Origin of the sequence: Streptomyces scabichelini, assembly GCF_011045015.1 — a bacterium.
In the GTDB taxonomy this organism is placed as follows: Bacteria; Actinomycetota; Actinomycetes; order Streptomycetales; family Streptomycetaceae; genus Streptomyces; species Streptomyces scabichelini.
Map to the genome: position 1 here is coordinate 1 of NZ_JAAKZY010000206.1, position 17,758 is coordinate 17,758.

Sequence of the window (17,758 nt, forward strand, 5' to 3'; positions counted from 1 at the left end):
ACGTTGTTCCGTGCCGCCGAGCCCGCACCCCCGACTCGACGGCACGGAACAACGTCCACCCCCGCAACCGCTCCTGGTCCACGTCCAAGGACTCCGCGAGCCGCTTCACCCGGCGGCGCGTGGTCGCGGCCCCGGAGGGCGAGGCGATCAGGTCCTCGACGCGGTCGCGGATCAGGCGGGCCAGGTCGAAGGCGCACTCGCCGACGACGGGATCGGGGCCCACGGCCAGCCACGGGCTGCGTTCACCGGCGAGCACCTTGCTCTGCCGGAACGTGCCGTGCAGCAGCCGCGACTCCGGCGGAGCCACCAGCAGGGCGTCCCGCGCCGCCAACGCCGCGTCGACCAGCGGCAGCGCCTCCGCGTCGACGCTCGCCCGCATCGCCTCGGCCTGCCGCCCCGTTCGCTCGGCCACGGTCTCGAAGGTGTGCCAGGCGGGCGGCTCGACCCACAGCCGCCGCAGCGTCCCGGCCGCCTCCAGCATCGACTTCGCTTCGGGCAGCGACCGCACCGACACATCCGGATGCAGCCGCTCCAGGAGCAGAACGCCCCCGATGCCGGAGGGACCGGGGGGACCGGAGGACTCCAGGAGCCGTACCGCGCCCCGTCCGTCCCAGTGCGCGAGCGCCGCCCGCTCGCTCTCCGGCCGGGCGCGGGGCGGCGCGAGCTTGAGGACGGCGGGGGTACCGTCCGGCAGCCGCACCAGCAGCACGAGACTGCTGCGCCCTCCGGGCACCTGCACCCGTTCCACGGTCAACTCGCGTAGCGCGACGGCCTGCTGAGCCGCCTCGGGCAGCTTCTCCAGCCAGTCGTCACCGCCCGGTGCCGTCTCGCCGAGCGCCCTGACGAGACGCTGCGGCGGTTCGAAAGCCATACGCGAGTCGTTCCCTTCCGGTGTGCGTTACGTGTGGGGTGTCGTCGGTGCCGCGGACGTGGCGGCCCGCTCGGCGAGACCAGGGAAGGCTACGCTCCCGCCGCGCCAGCGCGCCGCCCGTACCGCCGCCTCCCGCAGCGCCCGAGCGGCGTCGCGCCGCCGCTCGCCCTCGGCGGCCCGCACGAGGTCCGAGTACACACCGGCCACCCGCTCCTCCACCTCGGCGGCGAGCCGGACGGCCTCGTCCGAGTCGGACACCGGGAACGGCAGCGCGTAGGCGGCCGCCGCGGGTGACGGCTTCCCGTCCAGGTCCCGCACGACCCGCGCGAGCTCGTCGCGCCGGGCGCGATGCGCGTCGTACGCCGCCTGCGCCTCGGCCCGCCGCTCCTCGCTCACCTTTCCGCCCACGACCCCGTACCCGTACACGGCGGCGTGCTCGGCACCGAGCGCGGCCTGTACGGCTTTCAGCTCTCCCGACGCCTTCGCCTTCCCGGAACTCCCGGAAGTCCGGAAACCGCTCACTTCTCGCCCTCCGTCAGCAAGTACACGTGTACCGCACCGGCCGCCGCCACCGAGGCCAGCAGCCGAGCCAGCTCTCCCGGCACTTCCACAAGCGCCTTTGTACGCCGGTCCGCCAACGCCCGTTCGGCAGAGGCCAGCTCAGCGAGAGCGTCCTCCTCCCGGGCCGGCACGCCGGCCGAAGCGCTCGCCGACGGCGAGGCGGACGCGGCGGCCGAAGCAGGCGGAGCGGCCGGAGCACTGGGACCGGAAGAGGCCGGCTTCCCGTCCCCGAACGCCTTCGCGTGCCGTACGACCTCCGCCCGCAGCGGCGACAACCGCTCGGCCAGCGCCGGATGCGCGTCGAGCACGGCCGCGTACCGCGCCGCGAGCCTCTCGCTGTCGCGTGCCGCACGCGCGCGTGCCCCATCGGCGGCGGAATCGCTCTCCTCGGTGTTCTCGGAAGCGGAGTCGGGGCCGGAGCAGCCCGCGAGCAACGCGGCGCCCGCACCGGCGGCTCCGGCGAGCAGGCTCCTTCGGCGCGGCCCCGAGGGGAAGCGCGACGGCAGGGTGAACGGCACGGCAGACGTCCTCAGCAGGCTCGTACGAAAGGAAGGGCGGCGACCGGGTATCCGGGTGTCTCGCCTGCCCTGGATCAAGGTAACCCGCGGTGCGGCCGGTGGACGGCAACACCCTCATGGACCGGATACCCTTTGACCTGACACGCGACCTACCCACAACAGCACACGCGGCCGAGGAGTCACCCGGATGAGCACCACCCAGAGCGAGAGGCTGCGAGGACTGCTGGAACCGCTCGTAAGCTCCCAGGGACTCGATCTCGAGGAGATCGAAGTGGACTCGGTCGGGCGTAAGCGTGTGCTGCGCGTCGTCGTCGATTCCGACGAAGGTGCCGACCTCGACCAGATCGCCGATGTGAGCCGCGTGCTCTCGGCGAAGCTCGACGAGACGGACGCGATGGGCGCGGACGAGTACACCCTCGAAGTGGGAACCCCCGGTGCGGAGCGGGAGCTCAGGGAACACCGTCATTACGTGCGTGCCACCGAACGCCTGGTGAAGTTCCAGTTGACCGAGGGCGGCGAGCTTGTCGCCCGGATCCTCGAAGTGGATGACGAGGGCGTGGACCTCGAAGTGCCCGGCGTGAAGGGGCGCAAGGCAACCGTCAGAAGGCTCGCCTTCGAGGAGATCGCCAAGGCGCGCGTCCAGGTCGAGTTCAGCCGCAAGGACAAGAAGGAAGAGGAGGCGTAGCCGTGGACATCGACATGAGCGCCCTGCGGGGCTTGGTACGGGAGAAAGAGATCTCCTTCGACCTGCTGGTCGAAGCGATCGAATCGGCCCTCCTCATCGCCTACCACCGCACCGAGGGAAGCCGTCGCCACGCGCGCGTGGAGCTCAACCGCGACAGTGGCCACGTGACCGTGTGGGCGAAGGAGGACCCCGAGGACCTCGAAGAGGGCCAGGAGCCGCGCGAGTTCGACGACACCCCGACCGGCTTCGGCCGCATCGCCGCCACCACCGCCAAACAGGTCATCCTGCAGCGCCTGCGGGACGCCGAGGACGACGCGACGCTCGGCGAGTACGCGGGCCGCGAGGGCGACATCGTCACCGGCGTCGTCCAGCAGGGCCGCGACCCGAAGAACGTCCTCGTGGACATCGGCAAGCTGGAGGCCATCCTGCCGGTGCAGGAGCAGGTCCCCGGTGAGACGTACCAGCACGGGATGCGGCTGAGGTCGTACGTCGTCCGGGTGGCGAAGGGTGTTCGCGGGCCCTCCGTGACGCTCTCCCGGACGCACCCCAATCTGGTGAAGAAGCTCTTCGCTCTCGAAGTGCCGGAGATCGCCGACGGTTCGGTCGAGATCTCCGCGATCGCCCGCGAGGCCGGACACCGCACGAAGATCGCCGTCCGGTCCACCCGGTCGGGTCTGAACGCCAAGGGCGCCTGTATCGGTCCCATGGGCGGTCGTGTGCGCAATGTCATGGCCGAGCTGAACGGTGAGAAGATCGACATCGTCGACTGGTCCGACGACCCGGCCGACATGGTGGCCAACGCGCTCTCCCCGGCCCGGGTCTCCAAGGTCGAGGTCGTCGACCTCGCCGCTCGCTCCGCGCGCGTGACGGTGCCCGACTACCAGCTGTCCCTGGCGATCGGCAAGGAAGGGCAGAACGCCCGGCTCGCCGCCCGGCTGACCGGCTGGCGGATCGACATCCGCCCGGACACGGAGCAGACGGGGGAGCAGGCGGGACAGCCGGCGGGGGAATAGATCACGCCTCCGAGGCGCTGTGATCACGTCAGCTTTATACGCGGCAACCGTTCGATTCTTGCCCCAAAGGGGTGAGGTCGGTGCGGGGAGGTAGACTTGATTGTGTCTGGCCGGACGCAAGCCCGCGCATGCCCTGAACGTACGTGTGTGGGATGCCGGGAGCGAGCGGCCAAGAGCGATCTGCTGCGTATCGTGGCGATCGAGGGCGACTGCGTCCCCGATCTTCGCGGTACGCTGCCCGGCCGGGGTGCTTATGTGCACCCCGCCCTGGTCTGTCTCGATCTGGCGGTCCGCCGCCGGGCGTTCCCACGGGCGCTGCGTGCCCCGGGTCCGCTCGACACAAAGGCGTTGCGCCAAGCCGTCGAGAAGACCGTTGCTGAGAAGGCAACACCGTAAGACGTGTCGCACGGAACCCCGTGCGGCCCTGGTACCCCGCGAGTTGGAAGTAGGTCGAGATTGCGATGAGCACTCGATGAGCACGCGATGAGTACGCCCATGAAGTAGCGACGGTCCGGACCAACCCGGACCTAAAAGGAGCGAAGTGGCTAAGGTCCGGGTATACGAACTCGCCAAGGAGTTCGGGGTTGAGAGCAAGGTCGTCATGGCCAAGCTCCAAGAACTCGGTGAATTTGTCCGATCTGCGTCCTCGACGATCGAGGCGCCCGTAGTACGCAAACTGACTGACGCCCTCCAGCAGGGCAACGGCGGCGGCAAGCCCGCCCCGCGCAAGGCCGCGCCCGCCAAGCCGGCCACCCCCTCTCCGGCGCAGGCCGCCCGTCCGGCTGCCCCGCGCCCGCCGGCCCCGAAGCCGTCGGCCGCGGAGAAGCCCGCGGCTCCGGAGGCAGGCGGACCGGTTACTCCGGCTCCGCGTCCGACTCCGGGGCCCAAGCCCGCGCCCGCGCCGAAGCCCGCTCCGGCGTCTCCGGCTCCGGCCGCGCCCGAGTTCACGGCGCCTCCGTCGGCTCCCGCGGCATCCTCCGGTCCCGCGGCATCCTCCGGTCCCGCGGCTCCCTCGGGTCCGCGTCCTGGTGGTGCCCGTCCGGGCGCCCCGAAGCCGGGTGCTCGTCCGAGCGGTCCCGCGCAGGGCGGCCAGGGCCGTGGCGACCGCGGTGACCGCGGTGACCGTCAGGGCGCTCCGCGTCCCGGCGGCCAGGGCGGACGTCCGGGCGGACGTCCGGCCGGCCCGCGTCCGGGCAACAACCCGTTCACCTCTGGTGGCTCCACCGGCATGGCGCGCCCGCAGGCGCCCCGTCCGGGCGGTGCACGCCCCGGTCCCGGCGGCCCCGGTGGCCAAGGTGCCCCGGGCGGCGGCCCGCGTCCGCAGGGCGCAGGCCAGGGCGGTCCCCGTCCGCAGGGCGGTCCCGGCGGCGCTCCGCGTCCGCAGGGCGGTCCGGGCGGCGGTCGTCCGAGCCCGGGCGGCATGCCCCGTCCGCAGGCCCCGCGTCCCGGCGGTGGTCCCGGTGGTCCCGGCGGCAACCGTCCGAACCCCGGCATGATGCCGCAGCGTCCGGCTGCCGGCCCGCGTCCCGGCGGCGGTGGTCCTGGTGGCCGCGGTCCCGGTGGCGGTGGCCGTCCCGGTGGCGGTGGCGGCGGTCGTCCGGGTGGCGGCGGCTTCGCCGGTCGTCCGGGTGGTCCCGGTGGCGGTGGCGGCGGCTTCGCCGGTCGTCCGGGTGGTCCCGGTGGCGGTGGCGGCGGTTTCGCCGGTCGTCCCGGTGGTCCCGGCGGCGGCGGTGGCCGTCCCGGCTTCGGCGGTCGTCCCGGTGGTCCGGGTGGCCGTGGTGGCACGCAGGGCGCCTTCGGTCGTCCCGGCGGTCCCGCGCGTCGTGGCCGCAAGTCGAAGCGGCAGAGGCGCCAGGAGTACGAGGCCATGCAGGCCCCGTCGGTCGGCGGCGTGATGCTGCCTCGCGGCAACGGCGAAGCCATTCGCCTGTCGCGCGGTGCCTCCCTCACCGACTTCGCGGAGAAGATCAACGCCAACCCGGCGTCGCTCGTCGCGGTGATGATGAACCTCGGCGAGATGGTCACGGCCACGCAGTCCGTCTCCGACGAGACGCTGCAGCTCCTCGCCGACGAGATGAACTACACGGTTCAGATCGTCAGCCCCGAGGAGGAGGACCGCGAGCTGCTCGAGTCCTTCGACCTGGAGTTCGGCGAGAACGAGGGCGGCGAGGAGATGCTCGTCTCCCGTCCGCCGGTGGTGACCGTCATGGGTCACGTCGACCACGGTAAGACCCGACTGCTCGACGCCATCCGCAAGACGAACGTCATCGCGGGCGAGGCCGGCGGCATCACCCAGCACATCGGTGCCTACCAGGTCGCGACCGAGGTCAACGACGAAGAGCGCAAGATCACCTTCATCGACACCCCGGGTCACGAGGCGTTCACCGCCATGCGTGCCCGTGGTGCGCGGTCGACCGACATCGCGATCCTCGTGGTGGCGGCCAACGACGGTGTGATGCCCCAGACGATCGAGGCGCTGAACCACGCCAAGGCGGCCGAGGTGCCGATCGTGGTCGCGGTCAACAAGATCGACGTCGAGGGCGCGGACCCGACCAAGGTGCGCGGCCAGCTCACCGAGTTCGGTCTGGTGGCCGAGGAGTACGGCGGCGAGACGATGTTCGTCGACATCTCCGCCAAGCAGGGGCTGAACATCGACTCCCTGCTGGAGGCCGTGGTCCTCACCGCGGACGCCTCGCTCGACCTGCGGGCCAACCCGGAGCAGGACGCGCAGGGCATCGCGATCGAGTCCCGGCTCGACCGCGGCCGTGGTGCCGTGGCGACCGTCCTCGTCCAGCGCGGCACGCTGCGCGTGGGCGACACGATGGTGGTCGGCGACGCGTACGGCCGTGTCCGTGCTATGCACGACGACCTCGGCAACAACGTCGAGGAAGCCGGTCCGGCGACGCCGGTCCAGGTCCTGGGCCTGACCAACGTCCCGGGTGCGGGCGACAACTTCATCGTCGTGGACGAGGACCGTACGGCCCGTCAGATCGCCGAGAAGCGCGCCGCCCGTGAGCGCAACGCCGCGTTCGCCAAGCGCACGCGTCGCGTCTCGCTCGAGGACCTGGACAAGGTGCTCAAGGCCGGCGAGGTCCAGCAGCTGAACCTGATCATCAAGGGTGACGCTTCTGGTTCCGTCGAGGCTCTCGAGTCGTCCCTGCTCCAGCTGGACGTCGGCGAAGAGGTCGACATCCGGGTGCTGCACCGCGGCGTCGGTGCGGTCACGGAGTCGGACATCGACCTGGCGATGGGCTCGGACGCCATCGTGATCGGCTTCAACGTCCGTGCGGCAGGCCGCGCGGCGCAGATGGCCGAGCGCGAAGGTGTGGACGTCCGCTACTACTCGGTCATCTACCAGGCGATCGAGGAGATCGAGGCGGCCCTCAAGGGCATGCTCAAGCCGGAGTTCGAAGAGGTCGAGCTCGGTACGGCGGAGATCCGCGAGGTCTTCCGCTCGTCCAAGCTGGGCAACATCGCGGGTGTTCTCATCCGCTCCGGCGAGGTCAGGCGGAACACCAAGGCGCGCCTCATCCGCGACGGCAAGGTCATCGCGGAGAACCTCAACATCGAGGGTCTGCGTCGCTTCAAGGACGACGTCACCGAGATTCGCGAAGGGTTCGAGGGCGGTATCAACCTCGGCAACTTCAACGACATCAAGGTCGACGACGTCATCGCGACGTACGAGATGCGTGAGAAGCCCCGCGGGTAACACGGGTGCTTGAGGTTGGCCGGCGGGGAGATGTTCCCCGCCGGCCAACCTTGCCGTTCCTGGGGAATCGCCGGACGGGCTGAATCTCAGCCCGTCCGGCGATTGAGGACCGGGGGGCCGGGGGCTGGCCCCCGAAACGGGGTCCAGGGGGCTTCGCCCCCTGGTGGGGTCTGGGGCGAAGCCCCAGAGAGTGGACGGGAATGGGTAGGGGCGGCGGGGGCGAAACAACCCCGACGCCGCCCCGGCCCGCGTGGAAAACCCGGCCTCAGTGCACCGGCAGCGGCCCCCGCCGCGCCTGCACCCGAGCCGCATGCGACCCGACGACCGTGATCGCCACGACCCCGATCACCGCCAGCAGCCCGAGCGCCACCGTCCCGGCCCAGCCACCCGAGTGGAACGCGATCGCGCCGAGCGTGCTGCCCGCGCTGGAGCCGACGTAGTACGCGGACTGGTAGAGGGCGGAAGCCTGGGCGCGGCCCTCCTTGGCCGTGTGGCTCACGGACGAGGAGGCCACTGCGTGGCCGGCGAAGAAGCCCGCCGTGATCAGGACCAGGCCGAGCAGGACCAGCGGCAGCGAGTCCGCCAGCGACAGGAGCAGACCCGCTGTCGTCGTACCGCCCGCCAGGTAGAGGGAGCCCCGGCGCCCAAGGCGGCCCACCAGCTTGCCCGCCGTCGACGCCGAGACCGTACCGACCAGGTAGACCAGGAAGATCGAGCCGATGATGCCCTGGGGCAGGGAGAACGGAGCGTCGGTCAGCCGGTAGCCGATCACCGTGTAGACGGCGCCGAAGACCGTCATGAACAGCGCGCCGATCGCGTACAGGCGGCGCAGCAGCGGATTCGAGAGATGGGCGCGGACCGTGCGGGCAAGGACCCTCGGCCGCAGCGACCCCGTCTTGAAGTGCTTCGGCGCCGGAAGCAGCAGCCGGAACGCGACCGCGCACGCCACCGCGACGACCCCGATGGCGCCGACGGCGACCCGCCAGCCCCACTCCTGCGCGACCCAGCCGGTGATGACCCGGCCGCTCATGCCGCCGACACTGTTGCCCGCGACGAACAGGCCGATCGCGGTGATGAGCGCCTTCGGACGTACTTCCTCCGCCAGATACGCCGTCGCGGAGGCCGGCAGCCCGGCCAGCGCCGCGCCCTGCACTGCCCGCAGCGCGATCAGCGCGCCGACCGACGGGACGAAGGGGACCAGCAGACCGACGGTCACCGCGATCGCCAGGGACGCCGTCATCACCGTACGCCGCCCGAACCGCTCCGACAGCGCGCTCATCGGCAGGACGAACACAGCCAGTGCGCCGGTCGCCGCCGACACCGTCCAGCTCGCCGCACCCGCCGTCACCCCGAAGTCACTGGAGATCAGCGGCAGAAGGGCCTGCGTGGAGTAGAGCAGCGCGAAGGTCGCGACACCCGCGAGGAACAGGGCGAAGCTCATCCGGCGGTAGCCGGGGCCGCCCGGGGCCATACGGGAGTCGGTGGTGGAAGCGGTGGACGTGCTGGAAGCGGTGGAAACGGTCGAGGCGGCGCCCACCGTGGTGGACGCCTCGGTACTGGCGGAAGGCATGCCTCGAACCTAAAGGCCGGCCCCTCATCCGTCCAATGCATGGAATCGCCATAATCGTTCCCATGAAGCATCAGCAAAGGTCAGAGCCCCACCTGTCACCATCCAGTGACACAGAAGACATCGTCGCGCTGCTCGCCCCACGCCTGGCGTACTTCGCGGGGGTCGCCCGCACCGAGCACGTCACGCGGGCCGCGCAGGAGATGCAGGTCCCGCAGTCGACCCTGTCCCGCGCCATGGTCCGCCTCGAACAGGACCTGGGCGTCGACCTGTTCGCCCGCAGGGGCCGTACGGTCTCGCTCACGCCGGCCGGGCGTACGTTCCTCGGCTCGGTGGAGCGGGCGCTCGCCGAGATCGAGCGGGCGGCCGACGCGGTACGGGCCGACGCCGACGCCACCTCCGGCAAGGTCGCCTTCGGCTTTCTGCACACCATGGGCTCCGAAACCGTGCCCGGGCTCATCCGCGCCTTCCGGGCCGACCATCCGCGCGTCCGCTTCAGCCTCGTACAGAACTACGGCGAGGCGATGATCGAGCGGCTGCGCTCGGGCGAACTCGACCTCTGCCTCACCTCACCCGTGCCGGACGCCCCCGACCTTGTGGCCCGCCGCCTCGACGAGCAGAAGCTGCGCCTCGTGGTCCCCGCCGACCACCGTCTCGCCGGGCGCAAGCGCGTCCGCCTCGCCGAGGCCGCCGACGAGACCTTCGTCACCCTGGAACCCGGCTACGGCCTGCGCCGCATCACCGACGACCTCTGCAAGGAGGCCGGCTTCCGCCCCCGCATCGCCTTCGAGGGCGAGGAGGCCGAGACCCTGCGGGGTCTGGTGGCAGCCGGTCTCGGAGTCGCCCTCCTGCCCCCACCGGCCGTACCCCGCCCGGGAGTTGTGGAGCTGACGGTGACGGCCCCACGCGCGGCCCGCGAAATCGGCGTCGCCTGGCTGGACGGCCACCCGGACACACCGCCGGTGGCGGCGTTCAAAAGGTTCCTGCTGTCGAGGAGGGGCAACTTGCTCCCGGACTGAGGGCGACTGTCCAGAGTATGTTCCGCTGAGGCGCCCCTTCAGGGGCGCGGGGAACTGCGCGACCAGCCCCAAACAACCCGCACCCACCCACCGTGCCAAGCCCCTAACGGCGCAGGGACTTCCCAAAGCCGGAGGCAAGCGGCATCCGCAACCCCAACGGAGGCGGAGCCGCAAACGCATCCTCCACAGGCCGGGAAAACCCCCGCCCGAACAACGCCCCCATCACAAAGTCCTCGGCAAGCGCGAGAACTTCCTCCCGATGCTGGGACAGCCCATGCCCGTCGGAGTGCACCTCGAACCGGCAGATGTCCCGGTTCGCCTTCTTCGCGCGCGCCGCGAGCCGGAAGGACAACTCCGGGTCACTGCGCGTGTCCATCGTGCCGTGCGCGATCAGAACCCGCCGCCCGCCGAGCTGCTTCACCGGTTCCGGCGACACCGCGACATCGTCCTCGGGCAGCCAAGGTGACAGCGCCAGCACGGAGTTGACGGCCGTGTGCCCGGCGGCGTGCAGCGCCGCCCGGCCGCCCATGTCCACCCCGGCGAGGCACACCGGCACGTCTCCGTAGCGGCGCACGACCTCGTCGGCGGCCCAGGAGGCGTCGTGCGCCAGATGCGCCTCGCTGCCGTTCCAGCCGCGAAATCTGTAGTGCACCACGTGCGTGACCAGGCCGTCCGTACGTCCCGCGCGCGTGAGGCGGCGCCCCAGCGCGCGTACGGAGGCGGTCGCCAGCATCGGTGACGGTCTGCGGCCGGAGGTCTCCTCGCCGCCCGGCAGCAGCAGCACCACACCGCTCACCGCCGTCGGTTCCGTGCCGAGCGCCCGCCCCAGCCGGGCCCTGCGAACCGGCGTCGCTTGCTGTGCCATGACAGAACATTGTCAGAAGGAAGGGTGTACGCCACCCGTCCGCAGGGTCACCGTTGCGTATCGACGGATCTGCCGAAGAAGAGTTCTACGCGCGTAGGAGATATGGTTCGAAGATGACGAGCCAGCACCAGCACACTCCCGGTGCGGACCAGATCCGCCGGGCCCCCAAGGTCCTGCTGCACGACCACCTCGACGGGGGCCTGCGCCCCGGCACGATCGTCGACCTCGCCCGCGAGACCGGGTACAAGAACCTCCCCGAGACCGATCCCGAAAAGCTCGGCATCTGGTTCCGGGAGGCCGCCGACTCCGGTTCCCTGGAGCGGTACCTGGAGACCTTCGCGCACACCTGTGCCGTCATGCAGACGCGCGAGGCGCTGGTGCGGGTCGCCGCCGAGTGCGCCCAGGACCTCGCCGAGGACGGCGTCGTCTACGCCGAGGTCCGGTACGCGCCCGAGCAGCACCTCGAAGCCGGGCTCACTCTCGAAGAGGTCGTCGAGGCCGTCAACGAGGGCTTCCGGGAAGGCGAGCAGCGCGCCCGCGAGAGCGGCCACCGGATCCGCGTCGGCGCCCTCCTGACCGCCATGCGGCATGCCGCGCGCGCCCTGGAGATCGCCGAACTCGCCAACCGCTACCGCGACGTGGGCGTCGTCGGCTTCGATATCGCGGGCGCCGAGGCCGGCTACCCGCCCACCCGTCACCTGGACGCCTTCGAGTATCTGAAGCGGGAGAACAACCACTTCACGATCCACGCGGGCGAGGCCTTCGGGCTGCCTTCCATCTGGCAGGCCCTCCAGTGGTGCGGCGCCGACCGGCTCGGTCACGGCGTGCGCATCATCGACGACATCCACGTCGGCGGCGACGGCTCCGTGAAGCTCGGCCGCCTCGCCTCGTACGTACGCGACAAGCGCATCCCGCTGGAGCTGTGCCCCAGTTCCAACCTCCAGACGGGCGCCGCCGACTCGTATGCCGAGCACCCCATCGGGCTGCTGCGGCGGCTGCATTTCCGGGCGACCGTGAACACCGACAACCGGCTGATGTCCGGCACCAGCATGAGCCGGGAATTCGAGCACCTTGTCGACGCTTTCGGCTATTCGCTCGACGACATGCAGTGGTTCACGGTCAATGCGATGAAGTCGGCGTTCATTCCTTTCGATGAACGGCTGGCGATGATCAATGACGTGATCAAGCCCGGTTATGCGGAGCTGAAGGCCGAATGGCTGTTCCAGTAGGCCCCTTTGACCTGCGGTTCTGTGGTCGAGCAGGATTGATCGTTTTGTAGGGAAAGCGGCCGGACGTATATCGATTCGGCCGCTTTTCGATGTTTGCCGGGCGCGCTCCCACGTGATTACGGTTTTGGAACGCTCGAATCCCGTCACAGCGCAAGGACGAAGATGAAGCAGTCTGCTGCCAAGACCCTCGGTGTCGCCGCTCTCGGTGCCGCCTTCGCCGCCGCCGGCGCGGGTGCCGCCAACGCGGCCCCGGCCGTGCCCGACGCTGCCGAGACCGTGGGTACCGTCACCTCGATGCTGCCGGTGGGCGAAGCCACCAAGACGCTGCCCGGCGGTGGCGCAGAGTCGCTTGCCCCGGGCCAGGAGGCGCTCGCAGGCGGCCTGAGCGCCCCCCAGGCGGCCGCCGACCGCGCCCTCACCCAGAACCCGGCCCTGCCCACCAAGCGCCTGACCGGCAGCGTGCCCGGCGGGCTGATCGGTGGCGTGCCGCTCCAGGGGGCGGCCACGAAGGGGTTGCCCGTGAAGGGGCTTCCTCTGGGCTGAGCACCGTACGCACCGATGGGGCGCCTCCTCGATTCGGGGGCGCCCCATCGGCGTATGTGCGTGCGGGTGCGTGGATCACCAGGCCGTACGAGCCGCCTTGCCCTCCGAGGGGAACAGGACCCACAGCGCTATGTAGAGCAGGAACTGCGGGCCGGGCAGCAGGCAGGACACCAGGAAGATCACGCGCATCGTGGTCGCGGACGTGCCGAAGCGCCGTGCCAGCGCAGCGCACACTCCGCCGATCATCCGGTCGTTGGTGGGGCGGGCAAGGCGGTTCATCACGGCTCCTTCGTGTTGTTCGGCTCACTCGCCGAGCGTCGGTCCGAGGCCTCCCTTCCGGCTGCCTCATCTGCCTTCCACGCTACGAACACGAAGGGGGCAAAGCGTCGCTCTACGGGGCGATCCCGACCCTGGGAATCGTCGGGGTCCGACCCTGAGCCGCTTCCTCCCGATGGAGGGCGGCGTGGCGGCGCGTCTCGTCCCGGCGGCGCAGCACGGCGCGCACGGCGGGGACGACCGCCATATGGGCGAGGGCCACTCCCACGGTGTTGAGGAGCAGCGAGTCGACGTCCACGACCTGGCCGGGGATCCCGGTCTGCAGGAGTTCGATGCCCATGGAGAGCAGGGCGCCCGCGGCCACCGTACGGAGCAGGGACAGCAGCGGGGAGGCGGCCAGTCTGCCGCCGGCCATGGGCAGCAGTACGCCGATCGGAGCGAGCAGCAGCAGCCCCTTGCCGATGTTGCGGGCCGCCGCCTCGGGGCCGAGGGCCAGATCGGCTCTGATGCTCGCGAACGGACGCAGGTTCGCGGCGCTCACCCACGGCACGTCCAGGGGACGCAGCGTGAGCCAGGCGACGAGCGCGAGATGTGCGACGAGAAGAACACCTCCCGCCGCACGGATGCGGATCGCGGCGCTGCCGCCGTTTGAGCCTTGACGCTGCACGACCCCCAAGACGCGGCCTTCGGCAGGATCGGTTCCGTGTGTCGCGAGAGCTTGGGTCACACGGGTGAGGCGTGCGCCACAAGCCCCGCCCCCGTCAGGCCCCGCTGCGGACTCGGGGACGGCCTCAGGGCCGGCCGACCTCCGTCGACGGCGGGGTCTCGGTGCCCGGCCGGGAGCGGACCTCCGCCGTGCACTCGTAGCGGCGCGCGGGGTCCGTACCGGGGCCGCCGAGGGTGACCGCGCCGCCGTCGGAGGCGGCGGCCGAGGCGCTGAACGTGCAGATGATCTGGGCCAGCGCGTACGACGTCAGGGCGGCGGGCTCGGTGCTCAGCCGGAGCGTGTCCTCCGGGTCGTCCGGGCGCGGCCCGCCGACCGTCAGGCTTTCCTGCACGTCCGTCGTGTAGCCCGCCTGCCGCTCGGTCTCCGACGGCTGCGCGGTGAGCTCGTCCAGGAGCGCCTGCGCGGCCTGTACACGGTCCGTCTCCGTCGTTCCGTCGCTGATGCGTACGGTCCGGTCGACCCGCACCAGCTGCGAGGAACAGAGCAGGAACACCTGGACGAGGATCCCGCCCGAGGACTGCGTACCAAGGCCGGGGCCTGTCGCCGTGCAGGACAGCCGCGACGGCGCGGGCCCGAATTCGGTCGGCACCTCGGTCGGCCTTATCCCGCACCCGGCCAGCGTCACGGCGAGCAACGGCACGGCGAGGAGGGCGGTACGCAGCCGACGTACGCCCCATGAGCTGCGTACGGTCATCGTGTCTCCCCCTTGGAACCGTCGCCCTCACGGGACCTGCCGTCTCTCTCCCGGTTCTCGCGGTCCTCCTGGTCCCTCAGGGCGGAGGCGTCGCGGGGCAGCCGCAGGGTGAACACCGCTCCCGACTTGGGAGAGTTCGCGGCGGTGAGCTCGCCGCCGTGGATGTGCGCGTTCTCCAGGGCGATGGACAGGCCCAGGCCGCTGCCCTCGGAGCGCGGGCGGGAGGCGCTCGCCTTGTAGAAGCGGTCGAAGACGTGCGGGAGGACCTCCTCGGGGATGCCGGGGCCGTGGTCGCGCACCTCGATGAGCACGTCGTCCCCCTCCTCGCGCACGGACACGCGCACCGGAGAGCCGCCGTGTTTGAGCGCGTTGCCGATGAGGTTCGCCAGGATCACGTCCAGGCGGCGCGGGTCCAGGCGGGCGTGGATGCCGCGCTCGGCGTCCAGGTCCACCGCGTCCAGCCAGGCGCGCGCGTCGATGCACGCCGTGATCTGGTCGGCGAGATCGACGTCGTCCAGGACGAGCCGGGCCGTGCCCGCGTCGAAGCGGGTGACCTCCATCAGATTCTCCACGAGGTCGTTCAGGCGCCGCGTCTCGCTGACCACGAGCCGTACGGCGGGCTCGATCATCGGGTCGACGCTGCCGGTCTCCGCGTCGAGCTCCTCCTCCAGGACCTCGGTCACGGCCGTGATCGCGGTCAGCGGCGTGCGCAGCTCGTGCGACATGTCCGCCACGAAGCGGCGGGACGCCTCCTCGCGCGCGCTCATGTCCGCGACCCGCTTCTCCAGCGACTCCGCCGTGCGGTTGAACGTCCGTGACAGATCCGCGAGTTCGTCCGTGCCCGACACCCGCAGCCGGGTGTCCAGCTTGCCCTCGCCGAGCCGCCGGGCCGCCGTGCCCAGGCGGTGCACCGGTTTGAGCACGGTCGTCGCTGCCGCCTGCGCGAGCAGCGCCGAGCCGATCAGCGCGAGCCCGGTCGCGATGCCCAGCGACCAGGCCAGCGAGTTGAGGTCCTTGGCCTCCGGCTCAAGGGACTTGAGCATGTAGCCGGTCGGCCCGCCGCCGATCACCTTCGCGCCGCCCACGAGATACGGATTGCCGCCGTCGACGATCCGCTGCCAGTACAGGTGGTACGGGTACTTGTTGCTCGAGGTGAGGTCCTGCTCCCTGTTCACCGCCTTCTGGAGGGACTTCGGCACATCCTCCAGAGAGAAGTCGTCCAGGTCGGAGTTGCCGACGACGGTCCGGCCCGCCTCGTTCTCGGCGATCAGCAGCACACTGAACCCCTGAGGGCTGTTCGCCATCTGGCGTGCGACGTTTTCCAGGTCGTCCTGCGTCGGATGCACCGCCAGCGTGCTCGCACGGCTCTGCATCTCCTGCTGGAAGTCGCGCAGCACCGCGTCCTGCGTACGGGTCAGCACGGCCTCACGGTTGAGCCAGTACGCGATTCCCGACGCCGACACCGCCGCGGTGAGCGCGACGAGCCCGAACACCACGACCAGGCGCAGCCGCAGACTCGTGAAACGCAGACCCGCCAGTATCTTCTTGCGTGCCGCGGCCCAGCCGCGGAGGGTGCCCTGCGGGTTTGTCACTGAGGAGTGTCCAGCCGGTAGCCCACGCCGCGCACCGTACGGATCAGCGTCGGCGAGGACGGCACGTCCTCCACCTTCGCGCGCAGCCGCTGCACACAGGCGTCGACGAGCCGTGAGTCACCGAGGTAGTCGTGCTCCCACACCAGACGCAGCAGCTGCTGGCGGGACAGCGCCTGCCCGGGGCGGCGGCTGAGCTCCAGGAGCAACCGCAGCTCGGTGGGCGTCAGTTGCAGATCCTCGCCGTTCTTGGTGACCGTCATCGCCGCACGGTCGATCACCAGGCTGCCGAACGTCGCCGAGTCGTTGGCCTCACGCTCGCCGCGCCGCAGCACGGCCCTGATACGGGCGTCGAGCACCCGCCCCTGCACCGGCTTGACGACATAGTCGTCGGCCCCGGACTCCAGCCCGACCACGACGTCGATGTCGTCGCTGCGGGCAGTGAGCAGGATGATCGGCAGCTGGTCCGTGCGCCGGATGCGCCGGCACACCTCGAACCCGTCGATGCCGGGCAGCATCACATCCAGCACGATCAGATCCGGCCGCTGCTCGCGCAGCAGCTTCAGACCGTCCTCGCCGGTGGCAGCGGTGGACACACGGTGCCCCTGGCGCGTCAGCGACAGCTCCAGGGCCGTTCGGATGGCGTCGTCGTCCTCGATCAGCAACAGGGAAGGCACGGACGTCATTCTGTCCCATGACATGGCGCCGTATCGACTCCTGGAGCGCTCCCACACATCTCACCCATACGAGTGGTCATCCGAGATACCGAATGAGTAGCCGTACGACGCTTCTCTGTGATCAACCTGTGCCGCTCCTTGGCCCAACCCCTGTTGCACGCCTGTGACAGTCGGCTGACACCGTCATGAAGTCGCGTAGGCAAGCTTTTCGGCACAGGCAAGGAAGCACCGCAGAGAAGCACCGCACAGCAGGACAGAGAACCGGAACTCCACGACGGGGGGCGCGAGATGAACACGCTGCACAGCACCAGCACTAGCGCGGTCGCAGTTGTCACGCGTCTCCACGACGTCACGCGGAACAGCGAGAAGTCCGGGGCCGATGGGGGTCCCTCCCACGCGAGCGTATTCGAGCGTGGGGGAGGGCGGGGGTGCGCTCGCGGCACCGGGCGTCAGCACACCGGGTCGTACATGACGGTGGTTGACGCACATCTGGTGGGGCCCGCGGCGGCAGCCGCTGTGGGTAGCGCCGGGGAAACGCACGGGGGATCTGCGTACGGGGAGGGCTCGGGGGAGCGTCGCTCGGTGTCGGAGGCGGAGTTCACCGCCTACGTCCAGGAGCGCCGCGCCTCCCTGTACGCCACCGCCTACCACCTGACCGGTGACCGTTTCGAGGCCGAGGACCTGCTGCAGAGCGCGCTGTTCTCGACGTACAAGGCCTGGGACCGGATCAGCGACAAGGCCGCGGTCGGGGGCTACCTCCGCCGCACCATGACCAACCTGCACATCAGCGCGTGGCGCCGCCGCAAGCTGAACGAGTACCCGACCGAGGAACTGCCGGAGACGGCCGGCGACACGGACGCGATGCGCGGCACCGAGCTGCGCGCCGTCCTGTGGCAGGCGCTCGCCCGGCTGCCCGAACTCCAGCGCACCATGCTGGTCCTGCGCTACTACGAGGGCCGCACGGACCCGGAGATCGCGGAGATCCTCGACATCAGTGTCGGCACGGTGAAGTCCAGCATCTGGCGGTCGCTCCGCCGGCTGCGCGAGGACGAGGTCCTCAGCTTCGGCCGTGACGAGGAGGAGTCCTTCGGGGAGCTTGTCGCCTGACAGGCCCGCCCGAGGGCAACGGGGGAAAGAAAGTACGGGGGAACACGGGGGCTGTTCGTCACGCTGGGGGGAGGCGGCGGACAGGGCAACGGGGGAGCAGTACAGGGG

The 17,758-nt window shown here is 70.7% G+C and carries 18 protein-coding genes; 8 read left to right on the forward strand and 10 right to left on the reverse strand.

All coding sequences use genetic code 11. The annotated features are described in order from the left end of the window. The 3 genes from G5C60_RS40450 to G5C60_RS40460 form a co-directional block, all read right to left on the reverse strand. Positions 1 to 871: aminoglycoside phosphotransferase family protein (locus G5C60_RS40450; RefSeq protein ID WP_165267380.1), on the reverse strand; the 871-nt coding region annotated here is incomplete at its 3' end. A gap of 27 nt (positions 872 to 898) precedes the next feature. Further along, positions 899 to 1,393 (reverse strand): DUF4439 domain-containing protein, encoded by a 495-nt coding sequence (locus G5C60_RS40455; RefSeq protein WP_165267382.1) that lies wholly within the window; start codon positions 1,391 to 1,393, stop codon positions 899 to 901. Continuing rightward, the gene (locus G5C60_RS40460; protein ID WP_165267384.1) at positions 1,390 to 1,950 is read right to left on the reverse strand and encodes a hypothetical protein; all 561 of its coding nucleotides are present in this window, start codon (positions 1,948 to 1,950) and stop codon (positions 1,390 to 1,392) included. The genes G5C60_RS40455 and G5C60_RS40460 overlap by 4 nt, the downstream gene beginning before the upstream one ends. 187 nt (positions 1,951 to 2,137) lie before the next feature. On the opposite strand from G5C60_RS40460, the gene rimP reads away from it, so the two are divergent. From rimP to infB, 4 genes are all read left to right on the forward strand, one after another. Beyond that, the gene (gene rimP, locus G5C60_RS40465; RefSeq protein ID WP_165267386.1) at positions 2,138 to 2,635 is read left to right on the forward strand and encodes a ribosome maturation factor RimP; all 498 of its coding nucleotides are present in this window, start codon (positions 2,138 to 2,140) and stop codon (positions 2,633 to 2,635) included. A gap of 2 nt (positions 2,636 to 2,637) precedes the next feature. Beyond that, complete coding sequence (gene nusA / locus G5C60_RS40470) at positions 2,638 to 3,648, forward strand: transcription termination factor NusA (RefSeq protein ID WP_165267388.1); 1,011 nt, start codon at positions 2,638 to 2,640, stop codon at positions 3,646 to 3,648. A gap of 102 nt (positions 3,649 to 3,750) precedes the next feature. After that, a complete protein-coding gene (locus G5C60_RS40475; RefSeq protein WP_165267413.1) occupies positions 3,751 to 4,044 on the forward strand; it encodes a DUF448 domain-containing protein in 294 nt (97 codons plus the stop codon). Between the two features lie 145 nt (positions 4,045 to 4,189). Next, positions 4,190 to 7,357 carry a translation initiation factor IF-2 gene (gene infB / locus G5C60_RS53835; RefSeq protein WP_165267390.1) on the forward strand — a complete coding sequence of 1,056 codons (3,168 nt, stop codon included), beginning with the start codon at positions 4,190 to 4,192 and terminating at the stop codon, positions 7,355 to 7,357. A gap of 265 nt (positions 7,358 to 7,622) precedes the next feature. On the opposite strand, the gene G5C60_RS40485 is transcribed toward infB, so the two are convergent. Further along, on the reverse strand, positions 7,623 to 8,927 hold the full coding sequence (locus tag G5C60_RS40485; RefSeq protein WP_165267392.1) for an MFS transporter: 1,305 nt from the start codon (positions 8,925 to 8,927) through the stop codon (positions 7,623 to 7,625). Positions 8,928 to 8,989: 62 nt separating this feature from the next. Here G5C60_RS40485 and G5C60_RS40490 point away from each other — a divergent pair, with 62 nt between their 5' ends. Next, positions 8,990 to 9,943, forward strand: a complete 954-nt coding sequence (locus G5C60_RS40490; RefSeq protein ID WP_165267394.1) for a LysR family transcriptional regulator — start codon at positions 8,990 to 8,992, stop codon at positions 9,941 to 9,943. A 103-nt stretch (positions 9,944 to 10,046) separates the two neighbouring features. Here the strand turns inward: G5C60_RS40490 and G5C60_RS40495 are convergent, their stop codons facing one another. Next, positions 10,047 to 10,808 carry an alpha/beta hydrolase gene (locus G5C60_RS40495; RefSeq protein ID WP_165267396.1) on the reverse strand — a complete coding sequence of 254 codons (762 nt, stop codon included), beginning with the start codon at positions 10,806 to 10,808 and terminating at the stop codon, positions 10,047 to 10,049. A gap of 113 nt (positions 10,809 to 10,921) precedes the next feature. On the opposite strand from G5C60_RS40495, the gene G5C60_RS40500 reads away from it, so the two are divergent. Together G5C60_RS40500 and G5C60_RS40505 are read left to right on the forward strand one after the other, a co-directional pair. Further along, the gene (locus G5C60_RS40500; protein WP_165267398.1) at positions 10,922 to 12,037 is read left to right on the forward strand and encodes an adenosine deaminase; all 1,116 of its coding nucleotides are present in this window, start codon (positions 10,922 to 10,924) and stop codon (positions 12,035 to 12,037) included. 162 nt (positions 12,038 to 12,199) lie between these two features. Then, positions 12,200 to 12,580 carry an ATP-binding protein gene (locus tag G5C60_RS40505; protein ID WP_165267400.1) on the forward strand — a complete coding sequence of 127 codons (381 nt, stop codon included), beginning with the start codon at positions 12,200 to 12,202 and terminating at the stop codon, positions 12,578 to 12,580. Between the two features lie 75 nt (positions 12,581 to 12,655). On the opposite strand, the gene G5C60_RS40510 is transcribed toward G5C60_RS40505, so the two are convergent. The 5 genes from G5C60_RS40510 to afsQ1 all read right to left on the reverse strand — a co-directional run bounded on the left by G5C60_RS40510 (position 12,656) and on the right by afsQ1 (position 16,543). Then, complete coding sequence (locus tag G5C60_RS40510) at positions 12,656 to 12,859, reverse strand: PspC domain-containing protein (RefSeq protein ID WP_165267402.1); 204 nt, start codon at positions 12,857 to 12,859, stop codon at positions 12,656 to 12,658. A 112-nt stretch (positions 12,860 to 12,971) separates the two neighbouring features. Continuing rightward, on the reverse strand, positions 12,972 to 13,523 hold the full coding sequence (locus tag G5C60_RS40515; protein ID WP_165267404.1) for a VanZ family protein: 552 nt from the start codon (positions 13,521 to 13,523) through the stop codon (positions 12,972 to 12,974). A gap of 124 nt (positions 13,524 to 13,647) precedes the next feature. Next, the gene (locus G5C60_RS40520; protein ID WP_165267406.1) at positions 13,648 to 14,277 is read right to left on the reverse strand and encodes a hypothetical protein; all 630 of its coding nucleotides are present in this window, start codon (positions 14,275 to 14,277) and stop codon (positions 13,648 to 13,650) included. Continuing rightward, complete coding sequence (locus G5C60_RS40525; protein ID WP_165267408.1) at positions 14,274 to 15,869, reverse strand: ATP-binding protein; 1,596 nt, start codon at positions 15,867 to 15,869, stop codon at positions 14,274 to 14,276. Before G5C60_RS40525 ends, G5C60_RS40520 begins: the two co-directional genes overlap by 4 nt. Further along, the gene (afsQ1, locus tag G5C60_RS40530) at positions 15,866 to 16,543 is read right to left on the reverse strand and encodes a two-component system response regulator AfsQ1 (protein ID WP_165267410.1); all 678 of its coding nucleotides are present in this window, start codon (positions 16,541 to 16,543) and stop codon (positions 15,866 to 15,868) included. The genes G5C60_RS40525 and afsQ1 overlap by 4 nt, the downstream gene beginning before the upstream one ends. A 288-nt stretch (positions 16,544 to 16,831) precedes the next feature. Here afsQ1 and G5C60_RS40535 point away from each other — a divergent pair, with 288 nt between their 5' ends. Next, entirely contained in the window at positions 16,832 to 17,650 is an 819-nt protein-coding gene (locus G5C60_RS40535; RefSeq protein WP_165267412.1) for a SigE family RNA polymerase sigma factor, read from the forward strand. The last annotated feature ends 108 nt before the right edge of the window (positions 17,651 to 17,758 follow it).

Coding starts and splice junctions, on each gene's coding strand:
- G5C60_RS40535 (WP_165267412.1), top strand. CDS start 16,832: ATGAACACGCTGCACAGCACCAGCACTAGCGCGGTCGCAGTTGTCACG.
- G5C60_RS40485 (WP_165267392.1), bottom strand. CDS start 8,927: ATGCCTTCCGCCAGTACCGAGGCGTCCACCACGGTGGGCGCCGCCTCG.
- rimP (WP_165267386.1), top strand. CDS start 2,138: ATGAGCACCACCCAGAGCGAGAGGCTGCGAGGACTGCTGGAACCGCTC.
- G5C60_RS40520 (WP_165267406.1), bottom strand. CDS start 14,277: ATGACCGTACGCAGCTCATGGGGCGTACGTCGGCTGCGTACCGCCCTC.
- G5C60_RS40510 (WP_165267402.1), bottom strand. CDS start 12,859: ATGAACCGCCTTGCCCGCCCCACCAACGACCGGATGATCGGCGGAGTG.
- G5C60_RS40495 (WP_165267396.1), bottom strand. CDS start 10,808: ATGGCACAGCAAGCGACGCCGGTTCGCAGGGCCCGGCTGGGGCGGGCG.
- G5C60_RS40490 (WP_165267394.1), top strand. CDS start 8,990: ATGAAGCATCAGCAAAGGTCAGAGCCCCACCTGTCACCATCCAGTGAC.
- G5C60_RS40500 (WP_165267398.1), top strand. CDS start 10,922: ATGACGAGCCAGCACCAGCACACTCCCGGTGCGGACCAGATCCGCCGG.
- G5C60_RS40505 (WP_165267400.1), top strand. CDS start 12,200: ATGAAGCAGTCTGCTGCCAAGACCCTCGGTGTCGCCGCTCTCGGTGCC.